Annotated in this window: 21 protein-coding genes; 11 read left to right on the top strand and 10 right to left on the bottom strand. The window is 56.8% G+C overall.

Features of this window, described 5'->3' with window-relative positions; genetic code table 11:
- Positions 1-75: 75 nt before the first annotated feature.
- The 3 genes from AC2FPW_RS13745 to AC2FPW_RS13735 are packed head-to-tail and all read right to left on the bottom strand — an operon-like array spanning position 76 to position 2,473.
- Positions 76-690, bottom strand: coding sequence for a hypothetical protein (locus tag AC2FPW_RS13745; protein ID WP_496814346.1), 615 nt, complete (start codon positions 688-690; stop codon positions 76-78).
- A gap of 41 nt (positions 691-731) precedes the next feature.
- Positions 732-1,724: an alpha/beta hydrolase gene (locus tag AC2FPW_RS13740; RefSeq protein WP_496814146.1), complete on the bottom strand. Its 993-nt coding sequence runs from the start codon at positions 1,722-1,724 to the stop codon at positions 732-734.
- Positions 1,724-2,473, bottom strand: coding sequence for an alpha/beta fold hydrolase (locus tag AC2FPW_RS13735; RefSeq protein ID WP_496814145.1), 750 nt, complete (start codon positions 2,471-2,473; stop codon positions 1,724-1,726). Before AC2FPW_RS13735 ends, AC2FPW_RS13740 begins: the two co-directional genes overlap by 1 nt.
- A gap of 211 nt (positions 2,474-2,684) precedes the next feature.
- Here AC2FPW_RS13735 and thrS point away from each other — a divergent pair, with 211 nt between their 5' ends.
- The 5 genes from thrS to AC2FPW_RS13710 all read left to right on the top strand — a co-directional run bounded on the left by thrS (position 2,685) and on the right by AC2FPW_RS13710 (position 7,370).
- The gene (gene thrS / locus AC2FPW_RS13730) at positions 2,685-4,643 is read left to right on the top strand and encodes a threonine--tRNA ligase (RefSeq protein ID WP_496814144.1); all 1,959 of its coding nucleotides are present in this window, start codon (positions 2,685-2,687) and stop codon (positions 4,641-4,643) included.
- 221 nt (positions 4,644-4,864) lie between these two features.
- Positions 4,865-5,167 carry a BufA1 family periplasmic bufferin-type metallophore gene (locus AC2FPW_RS13725; protein WP_267365389.1) on the top strand — a complete coding sequence of 101 codons (303 nt, stop codon included), beginning with the start codon at positions 4,865-4,867 and terminating at the stop codon, positions 5,165-5,167.
- 72 nt (positions 5,168-5,239) lie between these two features.
- A complete protein-coding gene (gene bufB / locus AC2FPW_RS13720) occupies positions 5,240-6,097 on the top strand; it encodes an MNIO family bufferin maturase (RefSeq protein WP_496814143.1) in 858 nt (285 codons plus the stop codon).
- Complete coding sequence (locus AC2FPW_RS13715) at positions 6,094-6,855, top strand: HvfC/BufC family peptide modification chaperone (RefSeq protein WP_480919971.1); 762 nt, start codon at positions 6,094-6,096, stop codon at positions 6,853-6,855. Before bufB ends, AC2FPW_RS13715 begins: the two co-directional genes overlap by 4 nt.
- Complete coding sequence (locus AC2FPW_RS13710) at positions 6,852-7,370, top strand: DoxX family protein (RefSeq protein WP_480504609.1); 519 nt, start codon at positions 6,852-6,854, stop codon at positions 7,368-7,370. Before AC2FPW_RS13715 ends, AC2FPW_RS13710 begins: the two co-directional genes overlap by 4 nt.
- Position 7,371: 1 nt before the next feature.
- On the opposite strand, the gene AC2FPW_RS13705 is transcribed toward AC2FPW_RS13710, so the two are convergent.
- Both AC2FPW_RS13705 and AC2FPW_RS13700 read right to left on the bottom strand, forming a co-directional pair.
- Positions 7,372-7,740 (bottom strand): hypothetical protein, encoded by a 369-nt coding sequence (locus tag AC2FPW_RS13705; protein WP_480564117.1) that lies wholly within the window; start codon positions 7,738-7,740, stop codon positions 7,372-7,374.
- A 41-nt stretch (positions 7,741-7,781) separates the two neighbouring features.
- A complete protein-coding gene (locus tag AC2FPW_RS13700) occupies positions 7,782-8,099 on the bottom strand; it encodes an ArsC/Spx/MgsR family protein (protein WP_496814141.1) in 318 nt (105 codons plus the stop codon).
- Between the two features lie 214 nt (positions 8,100-8,313).
- Between AC2FPW_RS13700 and AC2FPW_RS13695 the strand changes: the two genes are divergently transcribed.
- Positions 8,314-8,520 carry a cold-shock protein gene (locus AC2FPW_RS13695; protein ID WP_008758035.1) on the top strand — a complete coding sequence of 69 codons (207 nt, stop codon included), beginning with the start codon at positions 8,314-8,316 and terminating at the stop codon, positions 8,518-8,520.
- Positions 8,521-8,604: 84 nt separating this feature from the next.
- Here the strand turns inward: AC2FPW_RS13695 and AC2FPW_RS13690 are convergent, their stop codons facing one another.
- The gene (locus tag AC2FPW_RS13690; protein ID WP_496814139.1) at positions 8,605-8,913 is read right to left on the bottom strand and encodes a hypothetical protein; all 309 of its coding nucleotides are present in this window, start codon (positions 8,911-8,913) and stop codon (positions 8,605-8,607) included.
- A 61-nt stretch (positions 8,914-8,974) separates the two neighbouring features.
- Positions 8,975-9,883: an FAD-dependent thymidylate synthase gene (thyX, locus tag AC2FPW_RS13685; protein ID WP_480484204.1), complete on the bottom strand. Its 909-nt coding sequence runs from the start codon at positions 9,881-9,883 to the stop codon at positions 8,975-8,977.
- Positions 9,884-10,059: 176 nt separating this feature from the next.
- Between thyX and AC2FPW_RS13680 the strand changes: the two genes are divergently transcribed.
- The 3 genes from AC2FPW_RS13680 to AC2FPW_RS13670 are packed head-to-tail and all read left to right on the top strand — an operon-like array spanning position 10,060 to position 11,896.
- Positions 10,060-10,488 (top strand): VOC family protein, encoded by a 429-nt coding sequence (locus tag AC2FPW_RS13680; protein WP_480504605.1) that lies wholly within the window; start codon positions 10,060-10,062, stop codon positions 10,486-10,488.
- Positions 10,485-11,186 carry a DUF1194 domain-containing protein gene (locus tag AC2FPW_RS13675; RefSeq protein ID WP_480564108.1) on the top strand — a complete coding sequence of 234 codons (702 nt, stop codon included), beginning with the start codon at positions 10,485-10,487 and terminating at the stop codon, positions 11,184-11,186. The genes AC2FPW_RS13680 and AC2FPW_RS13675 overlap by 4 nt, the downstream gene beginning before the upstream one ends.
- A complete protein-coding gene (locus tag AC2FPW_RS13670) occupies positions 11,183-11,896 on the top strand; it encodes a DUF1194 domain-containing protein (protein ID WP_480909799.1) in 714 nt (237 codons plus the stop codon). The genes AC2FPW_RS13675 and AC2FPW_RS13670 overlap by 4 nt, the downstream gene beginning before the upstream one ends.
- Here the strand turns inward: AC2FPW_RS13670 and AC2FPW_RS13665 are convergent, their stop codons facing one another.
- From AC2FPW_RS13665 to AC2FPW_RS13655, 3 genes are all read right to left on the bottom strand, one after another.
- The gene (locus AC2FPW_RS13665) at positions 11,897-12,394 is read right to left on the bottom strand and encodes a MarR family winged helix-turn-helix transcriptional regulator (protein ID WP_480484207.1); all 498 of its coding nucleotides are present in this window, start codon (positions 12,392-12,394) and stop codon (positions 11,897-11,899) included.
- Between the two features lie 78 nt (positions 12,395-12,472).
- Entirely contained in the window at positions 12,473-12,697 is a 225-nt protein-coding gene (locus AC2FPW_RS13660; protein WP_480558342.1) for a succinate dehydrogenase assembly factor 2, read from the bottom strand.
- Positions 12,698-12,726: 29 nt separating this feature from the next.
- Positions 12,727-13,119: a helix-turn-helix domain-containing protein gene (locus tag AC2FPW_RS13655; protein WP_496814137.1), complete on the bottom strand. Its 393-nt coding sequence runs from the start codon at positions 13,117-13,119 to the stop codon at positions 12,727-12,729.
- 92 nt (positions 13,120-13,211) lie between these two features.
- Between AC2FPW_RS13655 and AC2FPW_RS13650 the strand changes: the two genes are divergently transcribed.
- Positions 13,212-14,414, top strand: coding sequence for a pyridoxal phosphate-dependent aminotransferase (locus AC2FPW_RS13650; RefSeq protein ID WP_496814136.1), 1,203 nt, complete (start codon positions 13,212-13,214; stop codon positions 14,412-14,414).
- 2 nt (positions 14,415-14,416) lie between these two features.
- Positions 14,417-14,833 (top strand): hypothetical protein, encoded by a 417-nt coding sequence (locus AC2FPW_RS13645; protein WP_496814134.1) that lies wholly within the window; start codon positions 14,417-14,419, stop codon positions 14,831-14,833.
- Positions 14,834-14,859 lie beyond the last annotated feature (26 nt).

Here is a 14,859-nt window from a genome sequence, read left to right as displayed (position 1 = left end):
TCCATGCGCTCGGTATTCCGAGCCTTTGGGTTTGTAGTCAGGTCGAGAGTTTATCACATTCAAACCAGCGGAACGTCACGGATAGGCGATTGCCCGAAAAGCCGGAAAGTCAGCATAGCGGGACCGTCGTGAAGCTGCACTTTCCTCGGGCTCAGCGCCCGGTTTCAGCAGGCATCCGCGTGGCGCAATGTAGCTGTCAATCCGGCGCTGCGGTTTAGGGCGCCACACCAGATTGAAAGCGCAGAGTTTCGGAAAAAACCAGATCTCGGAGTAATCCAGGTGATCATGCATCCACCATGCCAGATCCCGCCAATCCCTGCCCTGCGCATACTGATCCGCGAACCAGGGAATTACAACAGACGCCCCGGCAATCCGCGCATCACCGGCCCCACGATCCCAGATGTGGCATTCCAACGGGTGATCATTCCGGGCGCAGTTCAGTTTGTTTTCATTGCCAAACCTGTTTAGCGACGGTGAGCGATAGCCCGAGCGCACGGCGATCCTGCCAAAGGTCTCTTCCAGAGGGTCCAGCAGAGTTTCACAGAACGCACGTCCTGTCTCGATAGCCAGATCCGGGTTGTCTGGAATGTTCTGTTTCTGGTGAAAGTTCCCGATCTCGGAATAGAGGAAATCGCGCATGAAGAAATACCGGGACAGACGAACGCGCCCCAACGTCTCAAGGCTCCACATACTGCCCGGCTTTCGCATCGTCCCACGACCCGAGGCCGCCATCATTCCACCCCCAGCCCTTTTAGCCAATCCAGAATACCGTCCACAGCCGCGTCGGTCTGCCCTGGAGACATCAGGCGGCCAGCTATGACATGAGATGACGGATCATCCTCGGGGCCCATTGTCACCAGTTTGACGGATGTTGGCGCACCCCACACTTTGGCGACCTCGTGGGTTCGGTCAGGGCGCACCACCTGATCGTTGTCCGAGAACCAGAACAGCACGGGCACCAGGGCATTCGAGAAATCCAGCGCATAGACTTTCTCAACCAGAACGGACATCGGCACGACCGACTCCCACGGATAGACGGTAGACCAATATTTGTTCTTTTCCGGGTCTGGCCCCGATACATCGCGTTCGTCCCCCATCAGGACCGGTAACCAATCCCTTGCCCATGGCAAAGTGGGGATCCAGGCCGCAGACGTGTTGACCCCGAAATTGGGAGAGACAAAGACCATGCCGACAACATCTTCGCTGAGGCTGGCATCCAAAGCGGCGGCGGCTGCAAGCGTCGCACCGGTCGACGTTGAGATCACAATCACCTTGTCCCCAACAGCACGCGCGGCTGCCAATCCCTCGGCGGTGTCCTGCATCCAGCCCGAGGCAGTGCCTTCCGCCATCGCTGATCCGCTTCGCCCGTGACCTTGCAGACGTGTGTAAACCAGATTGGCCCCCAACGCGTCTGCTACAAGGTCTGGTACTGGCCGGATTTCCTCGGAACTTGCTGAAAAGCCATGGATGTAAAGAACGGAATACGGGGTGCGCCGCTCGTTATGGCCATCTTGCCAGATTACTCGTTTTTCGACACCCGGAACGATATCGTCAAACGCGGCTTCGGTGCTTTCGAAGTAAACCTGTACGCCCTCACCAAACTTGCGCGGATCAAAGCTTGGGCTCAGGTTCACCACCTCGCGCGGACCAAACCAGTAGACAAGGCCGCCGAGGGCAATCAACGCAAGGAACAAGCGCCCCAGAAGCCGTCCCAAACGCCGCATTACGCGTCTCCCAACACGTCCAGAACCGCCGCCTCGATCAAGCCAAGACATGCATCATCCGAGAATCTGTGATCGGCATCCTTGACCAAAAGAAGCTGCATGTCCGGCCCTGTTGCGTGGTCCAGCAACCGAACGGCCGTTTCAGTCGATACCGCTGTATCCGCTGTTCCCTGCAGGAAACGAACCTTGAACGGCAGGTTCAACGTGTCGCGCAGAACAAGACGCTGCCGCCCATCTTCGATCATCCGTTTGGTGACGATATAAGGCTCCATGTAATCGGACGGCAACTCGACATGCCCGACCGTTTCCAGGGCGGCTTTCTGGTCATCATTGAGTGAAGCCCAATAACCATCTTCCGTAAAATCCGGCGCGGCGGCGATCGTGACCATACCTGCTATCCGGTCCGGCATGGCCTTGGCCAGCAAAAGCGCCTGCCACCCGCCCATGGACGAGCCGACAACGATCAGCGGCCCCTTGGTCAAGGCATCGACCGCAGCAACAGTGTCCTCATGCCAATCCCCAATGCAGCCATCCGTGAAAGCACCAGAGCTTTCGCCGTGACCGGAATAATCAAACCGCAAAAAGGCCCGCCCCCGCGCCTGCGCCCAAGCTTCCAGATGGACTGCCTTTGTGCCTTCCATATCCGACATGAGCCCACCCAGAAAAACGATGGTCGGCCCTGCCCCTTCGGTCTTGTGATAAGCCAGTCGCCGCCCCTGCGGCGTCTCCAGAAAATTCGTCGCTGCCATGAAACCTTCTTTCCTTTTACTGCATCATGCACGCCCCACCCCCGAGTGCAATTCCGCCCACTTCATCTTTTTTCAAATACTCCGGGGAGCGCGAGGGGCTGGCCCCTCGCCCCTACACTTGACACAGGCATATCCACCTGCCACATCAGCCAGACGCAAATAACCCGCAACCGGGCGTTCAGTGGGCGCCAAACCGACGAGGAGAGCCGACATGGCCCTGGATTCAAAATCCGTCTCTCTCACTTTCCCAGATGGCAATGCACGTTCTTATGACGCAGGGGTTACGCCTGCGCAGGTGGCTGCCGATATTTCAAGTTCGCTAGCCAAAAAGGCCATCTCGGCCACCGTTGACGGCAAACACTGGGACCTGCAATGGCCGATCGAAGCCGATGCACAGATTGCCATCCACACCATGAAGGATGACGCACAGGCCAACGAACTGATCCGCCACGATCTGGCCCACATCATGGCCCGCGCCGTGCAGGAAATCTGGCCTGCGACCAAGGTCACCATCGGCCCCGTTATCGAAAACGGCTGGTATTATGACTTCGACCGGGAAGAACCGTTCACGCCCGAAGATCTTGGCCTCATCGAGAAAAAGATGAAAGAGATCATCAACAAGCGCGACCCTGTCACCACCGAGGTTTGGGATCGCGAGCGGGCCATCGAGTTCTACAAGGCCAACAATGAGCCCTATAAGGTTGAGCTGATCGAAGCCATTCCCGGGGATGAGCCGTTGCGCATGTACTGGCACGGCCACTGGCAGGATTTGTGCCGCGGTCCGCATCTGCAACATACCGGTCAGGTTCCCGGTGATGCGTTCAAGCTGATGTCCATCGCTGGCGCCTATTGGCGCGGCGACAGCAACCGCGCGATGTTGCAACGCATTTACGGCGTGGCCTTCACCGGCAAGGAAAAGCTGAAAGACCACCTGCATATGCTGGAAGAGGCCGCAAAGCGCGACCACCGCAAACTGGGCCGCGAGATGGACCTGTTTCACATGCAGGAAGAAGCCCCCGGTCAGATTTTCTGGCACCCCAATGGCTGGACCATCTACACCCAGTTGCAGGACTACATGCGCCGTCAGCAGCGCAGAGGTGGGTATGTCGAGGTGAACACCCCGCAGGTCGTTGACCGCAAGCTGTGGGAACGTTCAGGCCACTGGGACAAGTACCAGGAAAACATGTTCATTGTCGAAGTCGACGAGGAGCATGCCCGCGAAAAGGCCGTCAACGCGCTCAAACCGATGAACTGCCCCTGCCATGTCGAGATTTTCAAGCAAGGTCTGAAATCCTATCGCGACCTGCCGCTACGTATGGCCGAGTTCGGATCGTGCAACCGGTACGAACCGTCTGGCGCATTGCATGGCATCATGCGGGTGCGTGGGTTCACGCAGGACGACGCCCATATCTTTTCAACCGAAGAACAGATCGAGGCGGAGACCGCCGAGTTCATCCGTTTCCTCAGCGTGATCTACAAGGATCTGGGATTCGAGGATTTTTCGGTGAAGTTCTCTGACCGCCCCGAAACCCGCGCCGGATCGGACGAGGTCTGGGACAAGGCCGAGGCAGCGCTTTTGTCCGCCACCCGTGCCGCCGGGATCGAACCGGAACTGAACCCGGGCGAAGGTGCATTCTACGGGCCGAAACTGGAATTCGTGCTGACGGACGCCATCGGGCGTGACTGGCAATGCGGCACCTTCCAGGTCGATTTCGTTCTACCCGAACGGCTGGACGCCACCTATATCGGCGCAGACGGGGCCAAGCACCGTCCTGTCATGTTGCATCGCGCCACGCTGGGATCCTTCGAACGCTTTATCGGTATCCTGATCGAGGAACACGCAGGCAAATTGCCGTTCTGGCTGGCCCCGCGTCAGGTCGTCGTCGCGTCCATCACATCCGACGCGGACGACTATGTCGCCGAAGTGGTCGAAACCCTGCGTTCTGCGGGTGTGCGGGCCGAGGCTGACATCCGCAATGAAAAGATCAACTACAAGGTCCGTGAGCATTCGGTCGGCAAAGTACCTGTCATTCTGGCCGTCGGTCACCGCGAAGTTGACGAACGCACCGTAAGCGTGCGGCGACTGGGTGAAAAACAGACCCAGGTACAACCGCTTGATGCTGTAACAAATGAGCTGGCACGCGCCGCCACCCCGCCAGATCTGCTGTAACAAACAGCGCCATATCCAAAAAAATCCGACCCCTCATATGGGGTCGGATTGTAACATTTCACCCTTTCTTCATCAAAAACAGTGTATTACGCTGCAAGGGGGCAGGCCGCCCCATGACGCGCTTGTGAGACACGGGCTCGTGAATTCAACTCTGCCCACCAAGCCACTACCTTTGTCATTGTCACAAGCAGACATACCCAGTCATCAAGAGGATTACCGAGATGTCGAAAACAGCTAAATCCCTGGTTATCGCAACCGCAGTCGCAGCCGCCGTATCGGGTGCCGCAACCACAGCCAGCGCACAAGCAAAAGAAAAGTGCTATGGTGTATCGCTGGCCGGTCAGAACGACTGTGCCGCAGGCCCCGGCACCACCTGCGCAGGCACCTCGACCGTTGATTATCAGGGCAACGCATGGACCCTGGTTGACGCAGGCACTTGCGCCGACATTGAACTGCCTGCGGAAGCAAACGGCACGCCGCGCAAAGGTTCGTTGGAAGCGCTGGAACGCGACCTGCCGGCATAAGATCGGCCTGACGATTTCAAGGGGCGGGCACCATCGCCCGCCCTTTCCCTTTCGTGATCAAGGAACTGGCCCATGTTGGATGACACCCACCGGTCAAACCGCCTGCCCGCAGCACCGGGCGTTGGCTACAAGCCGCAGCATTTTGCTCAGATACTTGAACACGCACAGCCCGTTGCATGGCTGGAAATCCATGCCGAGAACTATATGGGCGACGGCGGGCGGCCCTTGGCGCAGCTGCGGCACCTTTCCGAACATTTCCCAATCTCGGTCCATGGCGTTGGCCTGTCCATTGGCGGTGAAGGCGCGCTGGACCCCGATCATCTGGCCCGGCTGAAACACTTGGTCGGCTGGCTGAACCCCGCAAGCTTTTCCGAACATTTGGCTTGGTCCACCCATGACAGCCATTTCTACAACGACCTGCTGCCCCTGCCCTATACAGACGAAACTCTAGCGCGGGTTTGTGAACATATCGATCAGGTCCAGCACACTGTCGGGCAGCAGATGCTGCTGGAAAATCCGTCCAGCTATCTGGCCTTCGAGGAAAGCACCTGGTCCGAACCTGATTTCCTGAGGGAGATTGCCAAGCGCACCGGATGCGGCCTGTTGCTTGACGTAAACAATGTCTTTGTCTCAGCCACCAATCTGGATTTCTCGCCGCAAGGCTATATTGACGCTTATCCGCTTGAAAAAGTGTCGGAAATTCACCTTGGCGGCCATGATGAGGATGAAGACGATCACGGTCATCCGCTGCTAATCGACAGTCACGGACGAGAAGTGGTCGACCCGGTGTGGACTCTGCTGGATTATGTGCTGGAGCGTTCGGGGCGAAAACCCGTTCTGATCGAATGGGACACGGATGTGCCGGATTGGCCCGTTCTGCGGGATGAGGCCGTTCGCGCGCAATCCGCACTGGACCGGATACCGGTATGAGCGTTTCGCAATCTGAATTCCGCGCGGCCATGATGGATGCGTCAGCGCCCGTTCCCGGTGGATTACTGGATGGCGGCGCGCGCCCTGCCGGTCGCAGGTTCAGCGTGTACCGCAACAATGTTGCGGTGTCGCTGACCGAGGCGATGCATCAGGCGTTTCCCGTGATTGCCAAATTGCTAGGGGCGCAGAACATGGATGGGCTGGCCGGGATTTTCCTGCGTCAACATCCGCCCTCCTCTCCGCTGATGATGTTTTATGGCGAGGCGTTTCCTGATTTTCTGGCCGGAATGCCTCAACTTTCCCACCTTGGATACCTGCCGGACGTGGCCCGGTTGGAGATTGCCTTGCGCAAGTCCTACCACGCCGCCGACAGCGAACCTGCACCGGCAGATGTTCTAGCCGTCGAGCCCGAACAGGTCATGCAGGCCCGGTTGCAGTTTGCACCGGCCATGCAGTTGATCCGCTCGGACTGGCCCATTCACGCAATCTGGCGCTTCAACATGGAAACCAATGCTCCGAAACCGGATGCACGGGCCGAGGATGTGTTGATCACCCGCGCCGAATTTGATCCCACACCCAATCTGCTTCCGGCAGGTGGTGCAGATTGGATCGCCCATATGCTGAGCGGCGACACAATCGGTGAAGCATTTGAAAAAACGACTGCCGAACTGCCTGAATTTGATCTTGGAACCACTCTGGCACTGCTGTTGCAGGGCGGTGCAATAACCTCTGTGACTATCGAAAGGCTGGAGACATGACTGCTTTGATCTCAACCTACAATAACACCATGGGAAAACTGGACCTTGCGTCTGGCTGGTTGACCCCTACGCTGGCACGACTGGTCTTTGTTGCGGTTCTTCTGGTTTATTACTGGAACTCAGCCATGCTGAAGATCGACGGATCGATCTTTTCGCCTTCGGCAGGTGCCTTTGGTCAGATATTCCCAAAAGCGGCCGAGGCTGTTCTTTATGACGTCTCCCAAATGACGTTCTTCCAACGCATCGTCATTTTCATGGGAACAATTGCCGAATTTGTTCTTCCGACCCTTCTTCTGGTTGGACTATTCTCGCGTCTGGCGGCTTTGGGCATGATCGGTTTTATCTGGGTACAGACACTTGTCGACGTCACCGGCCATGGCGTGAAACTGGGCAGCCTGTTCGACGCGGCGCCGTCCCTGATGGATCAGCGCACGATGTGGACCTTCCTGATGCTGGTGATCGTCATCAACGGCGCAGGGCCGATCTCGCTCGACCGGATCCTGCGCCTTAAGTAACTTAGAAATGTGCCTTGGGCTGGTCCGGTTTTCCCGCGGCCAGTCCAAGTATCCCGGCGATCCCGGCAAATGTGATCGGGAACATGGTGAAAACACCAAAACCAAAGGCGTAGTACATCGCAGCCGCTGACCCCAGCAACAAGACCCCGCCAATCAACGCGCGCGCTGGCGCCATGGCCCCGCCCGCGATTGCAAGCAAGGGCGCGATAATCGAAATGGCTTGTACCATATCGGGATTGTCGACCTGGCTTAGAACTCCGTCAATTTCACCGACATGGTCGACCACGACCACCTTCGCATAGCCGAAGAACCCGACGATCATTCCGATCAACCCGGCGATTACACCCAATAACATTGCGGCATTACGCATTGAAAATCCTCATTGTAGCTTTCACGCAGATAAGCACCCGTTCAGGAAATGCCAAGCTGAGCACGGGTTTCAGCTGTCCAACCCAACAACAGCCTGCCATCGACTTCGATCAATGGGCGTTTCATCAGGGTCGGGTGCTCTTTCAAAAGCTCCAAAGGGGGCTTGGCACGCTGGGTTTCGTCTAATCCGCGCCATGTCGTCGATCTGGTATTAAGCAAGTCATTGCCGAACTCGGCAAAGGCCCGTGACAGCACCGAATCCGGCACACCGTCGCTGCGTACATCAGAAAATTTGACGTCTGGCAGCGATTTCAATGCTTTGCGACAGGCGTCACAGTTTTTCAATCCATAAAGCTGCATGTCTTTGACGCTCCTGCCCTTGCTTCCTTTTTAAGCAATCTTGCCCGCTTCTTGCGGTTATTCTTGATTTTTTACTTCACCGTGCAATGTTGAAAAAGGCGAAACACACGAATTGGACTGTTCAGCCAGTGCCAAAACAACTTTTTCGTGGTGACGCTGACCACAGCCCCCACCAATTTGTGGGACAATGCGTAAGTAGAAGGAGACACGGGACATGCCAACCGGCACCGTGAAATGGTTCAATACCACTAAAGGCTATGGATTTATTGCCCCTGACGAAGGGGGCAAAGATGTGTTTGTACATATCTCGGCCGTAGAACGGTCCGGCCTCACCGGACTCGCAGACAACCAAAAAGTTTCGTACGAGTTGCAGGACGGACGCGACGGCCGCCAAATGGCAGCTGATTTGAAACCACTGTAACGACATCCCGCTAAACACGCGGTAGATCATTAAGGATGACGGCCAATTTCCGGCCGTTATCCATCCCCCACCGGTTTCGTTCCATTACCCTCGCGCGGGCTTTGCGTCGGCGTGGGTATTCCAGTTTTCGCCCATGGCAACGATGCAGGATGTGCCCGTTGCGTAGGTGACAACCAGTGTCCAGTCCCCGTGCTGACTTGCCCAGACTTCCATAATCTGTTCCGGCCCGCGAACACCCGATGCCACGCGCCGCGCACCGAACTGCCTTTCCAGTTTCTGGTGCAACCGGGGCGTCGGTTCGCACAAAACCTCAGCTATGGGGGACTTGGCCTGCGCAGGCAAGGCGAGACCAAAAAACTGACATAACAGAGCAAGATGCAAAATGCGGGCCATGGAACAAGTGTAACAATTCCATGACTACACGTATAGACAAAAGCTATGCAGATCGTCAGCTCTATTTGCGAATGATCGCCTCGAACTCACGCCACTCGCGCGCTGTCATCCCCGAGTTTTCTTGCGTGACCGCCTCTCCTGCCAGCATGCGTTGCAGGCTTTCGACCATCTGGGCAGACAGGTTCACCGCACCCAGCCGGTAATCCTCGAACGCCTTATACGCAAACGGCACCCAATCAGCGACGATCTTGCACATCGCCTCGGCATAAACGCGGATTTCATACTGAGCATGCGGGTCGGCCCGCAGGCGCAGGAAGTGGAACAGATTATGCAGATCCACCTTCCAATACCATTGCGTATAAACGTTTGCGGGTAGGTTCATGCGGGCCAGTTCACGTGCTAGCCCCTGTTGCCCGTCCTGGCTGATCATGGACTCGTAATTGTCATAGCACCGCGTGCTGTCGGCCTTGAGGGTTTCCAATACGCGCGCGGCCTCTTCGCCTTCCAACGTTGCCCCACGGCCCTGATTGTTCACTTCGGACTGTGCCGCCACATGTTCTGGGGCTGGGATATAAAACTCCCGATCCAGAATTGAATACCGTGCCGAGTATTCATTCACATTGGCGGTCCGGTGCCGGATCCACTGCCGCGCCACGAACACAGGCAATTTCACATGCAATTTGACTTCGCACATTTCGAATGGCGTGGAATGCCAGTGCCGCATCAGATACCGGATCAACCCCTCGTCATTCTGAACGGATTTGGTGCCTGTGCCGTATGAAACGCGCGCAGCCTGACAGATGGCGGCATCGTCCCCCATATAGTCGATCACGCGGACAAAGCCATGATCCAGAACCTGATGCGCTGTGTACAGGTGGTCTTCCATTCCCGCCGAGACAACTCGACGCGTGGGATGCGATTGCGCGCGTTGCGCGTCGATCTCGGCCTGTTGATCAGGGGACAGCGGCATCGAATCTTCCTTTCTGGCAATGAGTCGCCCCCTACTATATATCGCCAATTTCGACACAGGAACCGCGATATATGCCGCAGCGGGCGCAAAAAACAAATTGCTGCCGAGGGCTCTATCGACACATCGAGGCTGAGCGCTAAGCTCTTGGCAATGTGAGTCGAAAAAGGATGGCCGAAATGGCGCTGAAATATCTTCACACCATGGTCCGCGTGAAGGATCTGGAAAAATCCATGGCATTTTACGAGCTTCTGGGTCTGAAAGAAACACGTCGGTATGACAGTGAAGCCGGGCGATTTTCTCTGATCTTCATGGCCCCTCCGGGACAGGAAGACGCGCCGATCGAGTTGACGTACAACTGGGACGGCGATGACGCGTTGCCAGCCGACAGCCGCCACTTCGGCCATCTGGCCTACGGTGTCGACAATATCTACGAGGTTTGCCAACATCTTCAGAACAATGGCGTTACGATCAATCGCCCGCCAAGGGATGGTCGCATGGCTTTTGTTCGATCGCCCGACAACATCTCGGTTGAGCTTTTGCAGAATGGAGAAGCACTGGAACCAGCCGAACCCTGGGCCAGCATGGAGAGCAGTGGTCACTGGTGATCCGTTGGCTGATAGCGTTTGGGCTGGTCGTTCAGGCCAGCCCTGTTAAGGCCGAGCAATGTCGCTTGGCGCTGGCCTTGGCGATGGATATTTCCGTTTCAGTCGATGAGGCTGAAGATGTGTTGCAACGGCAGGGGTTGGCCGCCGCCTTGATTGCGCCCGAAGTGCAGGAGGCCTTCTTTTCTTCACCGATGCCCGTTGCCCTGGCGGTATATGAGTGGAGTGGCCGCTCAACCCAAAATGTCGTCCTGAACTGGACAATGATCGATGACGTGGGTGATCTGCTGTTCGCATCCAGCCAGGTCAGCCAATCCGTCCGATCTGACAGCGGATCGGCAACAGCTATGGGCTATGCGTTGGCATACGGTGCAAGTCTTATGGAGCAAGCGCCGCAATGCTTGTTTCAAACCATTGACCTGTCCGGCGACGGCACTAACAACGATGGCTATGGGCCGCAGATCGCCTATCGGCACTTTCCCTTTCAAAACACTGTCGTGAATGGGCTTGTGATCAACGCAGCCGATTTCGAGGGAGAATTGTTCCTGATCCCTTTCTTCGAAAATAATGTCCTGCACGGGCCCGGCGCCTTTTTGGAAATTGCCACCGGGTTTGAAGATTTCGAGCGCGCCATGCGAAAGAAACTGAAACGGGAACTGAGCGGTCTGCAAATCGGTGCATTACGGAATGAAGGCCCATGATACGTCAGGTGGTCGTCTTTCTGGCTTGCCTGATATCAGGACCTGCCTTTGGCGAATGCCGGCAGGCCCTTGCGCTGGGGCTGGATGTGTCGGGTTCGGTGGACAGCCGGGAATACAGGCTGCAACTGGACGGGCTGGCGTCGGCCCTGAGCCGCCCCGAAGTCAGCCAGCTGATGTTGTCGGACGGCGCAACCTCCTTACGTCTGGCGATCTTCGAATGGAGCGAGCGGGGACATGAACGGATGCTGCTGGAGTGGACAGAAGTACGGTCCCCCGCCGACCTGATCGCAATCAGTGATCGCTTGATCCGGACCTCGCGCAGCACAGCACCGCAAGGAACGGCGGTAGGGTCGGCCATGTTATTTGGCTCTTCCCTGCTTGATCAGCAAAGGGAGTGCTGGCGCCGTACGCTGGATCTGTCCGGAGATGGTAAACATAACCTTGGACCGCATCCACGGGATGTGAAAGCCAGTTTACGACATGACGGAATCACAATTAACGGGCTGGTGATCGGCGCTGACGATCCGAAAGAAGGTGATCGAAGATATGTTCAGGTGGGTGAACTTTCAGCTTATTATTCAGCCTGGGTCATTTTGGGGCCAAACGCGTTCGTAGAAGTGGCACTGGGCTTTGAGGCGTATGAAGAGGCCATGACTCGCAAACTTCTTCGTGAGCTGGACAGTCTTGTCCTGTCTGACGCCCGCCACTGATCAATAGATATACCTTATCTGATCCGTCCAGTACCGTTCAACGCGACGCAGCGAACTGGTGATATCTTCGATGCCTTCAAGCCCAAGCACCCCCCTGCCTTGCAGGCCTTCGGCGTGACGTGCAAACAGCTTGGACACGATATTGCGGATTTCCCTGCCTTGCGGCGTCAGGCGCACGCGAACTGAACGGCGATCAATCTCGCATCTTTGGTGGTGCATATAGCCCATCTCAACCAGTTTCTTGAGGTTATAGCTGACATTGCTGCCCTGATAGTACCCACGGCTTTTCAGCTCGCCTGCCGTGACTTCGTGATCACCGATATTGAACAGCAACAACGCCTGAACCGCATTGATTTCCAATACGCCGACGCGCTCAAACTCATCCTTGATGACATCCAGCAACAACCGGTGCAGTCGCTCCACAAGGGCCAGCGCCTCAAGATAGCTGGTTATGAAGCCCTTGGTCTCTGGTGTGGAGACCTGCATTTCCATACTCATCCGACCCTCCGATTCAGTCGCGCTGTTTGACACACGATGAACCGAAAATCCGAAAAATCGGTTAAGCGGAACTTTGCCTTATTTCTGAAAGGTTTGCGCTATGTCTGCAATCAGGCTGGCAAATCGCGCCGGAGGCTGCACCTGCCCTGTAACCCATTGATAAAGGTCCTGATCGTTTTCATGCAACAGCGCGTCATAGACATCCAGCCCGGCGGTATCCATGTCGGCCAGATTGCGACCGGCATAGGCGGACAGGATAATGTCCATCTCTTTGATGCCGCGTCGCATCGACCGCATTTGCATGCGCTTGATGCGCACATCCCGGGGTTCGCTCAATTCTTCTGCTCCAGCATCTGACGCATTTTCTTTTCCAGACGCGCTGCGCGTTCAGAACAGGCGCGCATCTCAGCGCGGATGGCGCGCAGTTCGGCCACGGCAGAGGACAGTTCCATACCGCCTTCGCCCTCATCCACGGGCGCATCCATGCCGTCGCCCTCGCCGGTCAACAACCACATGATTGAGACATTGACCATGCCCGCCATCATTGACAGCCTGTTGGCCCGGGGTTCGGACAGATCGTTTTCCCAATCTGAAATTGTCGCCTTTTTGACCCCAAGACGCCGCGCCAGTTGCGCCTGCGTCATTCCCGCGGCTTCGCGTGCGCCTGCCAGACGGTCTCCGAATGTCGCAGAATCCGGACCGTACCAGTCGTTTTTATCATTCATTCGGGTCTCCATCTCACATTGTCTATACTGCTTGATCGTCACTCGGACGCACCCTATGACAGTCGGGCTGAACATACAAACCGAGGCCGAGCATGAGTTTTCTGTCTGCGACACTGTCACGCGTCAAACCTTCACCCACCATCGCCATGACAGCCAAGGCAGCCGAGCTGAAGGCCGCCGGACGTGATGTCATCGGCCTAAGCGCTGGTGAGCCGGATTTTGACACGCCCCAGAACATCAAAGACGCCGCTGTTGCGGCCATCGCAGCAGGCAAAACCAAATACACCGCGCCGGACGGCATCCCCGAGCTGAAACAAGCGGCATGTGCCAAGATGAAACGTGACCACGGGCTGGACTATTCGCCGGCCCAGATCTCGGTCGGGACCGGTGGCAAGCAAACGCTGTACAATGCTCTGATGGCGACGATGAATGAAGGCGACGAGGTGATCATCCCTGCACCGTACTGGGTCAGCTACCCCGATATGGTGCTTTTGGCCGGGGGCACCCCTGTTGTGGTCGAAACAACGCTGGGAAACAGTTTCAAGCTGACCCCAGAACAACTGGAAGCCGCCATCACGCCCAAGACAAAGTGGTTCATCTTTAACTCGCCCTCGAACCCGACGGGCGCAGGGTACAGTTGGGATGAACTGAAGGCGCTGACCGATGTTCTGATGCGTCACCCGCATGTCTGGATCATGTCGGACGACATGTACGAACATCTGGCCTATGACGGGTTTGAGTTCTGCACCCCGGCCGAGGTTGAACCCGGTCTATTTGACCGAACCCTCACCTGCAACGGGGTTTCAAAAGCCTATGCCATGACCGGTTGGCGCATTGGTTATGCTGCCGGTCCGGTCGAAATCATCGCGGCCATGCGCAAGATCCAGTCGCAATCCACCTCGAACCCCTGCTCGGTTAGTCAGTGGGCTGCCGTCGAGGCCCTGAACGGAACTCAGGATTTTCTGGCCCCGAATAACGAGACATTCAGGCGCCGACGCGATCTGGTGGTTCGGATGCTGAACGAGATTGACGGCGTCACCTGCCCCACACCCGAAGGGGCCTTTTATGTCTATCCGTCTATCGCCGGATTGATCGGGAAGACGACGCCCGCCGGGACAGTTCTGGTAGACGACGAAGCCTTTGCAACCGCACTTCTGGAAGAGGCCGACGTGGCCGTTGTATTTGGCGCCGCCTTTGGCCTGTCGCCGAATTTCCGCGTCAGCTATGCTACGTCCGACGCGGCACTGACCGAAGCTTGCAGCCGCATCCAGCGTTTTTGTGCTTCTCTGAGGTGACCATGTCCGCCGAACTGCCTGAGTATTACTTTCGCATACGTGAAAACGGTGCTGCGGTGTTTCGGATCGATACGGAAAACCGTCAGCGCCGGATCGAGATGGACCAGATTGCCGTCATCAATATCCGCAATGGCGAGGTCAAGCCGCACGGGCAGCGGACGCTGTCAGACCGGGATCAGGCCGAGATTGCCCAATGGATGGAAGAGCGCCGGGCCCTGCTGGCCCAGCGCGACATTGACGATATCCATCGCGCGGTCGACTATCTGAATCTGACCACGCAATGGGCACAGTCCAAGGCAAGCGACACGCAGCTGGAGGATGTGACAGACAGGTTATTGATGGCCATGCACGACCTGCGTACGGTATTGTGGACTTCGTCCCTGTTTCCGGACACTGGGGTACTTTACCCCTGTCCATGAAAGGGGCACCGAATGGGACAACATCG

The organism is Ruegeria sp. SATB027 (assembly GCF_059613825.1).
This window is presented reverse-complemented; position numbering and strand designations above follow the sequence as displayed.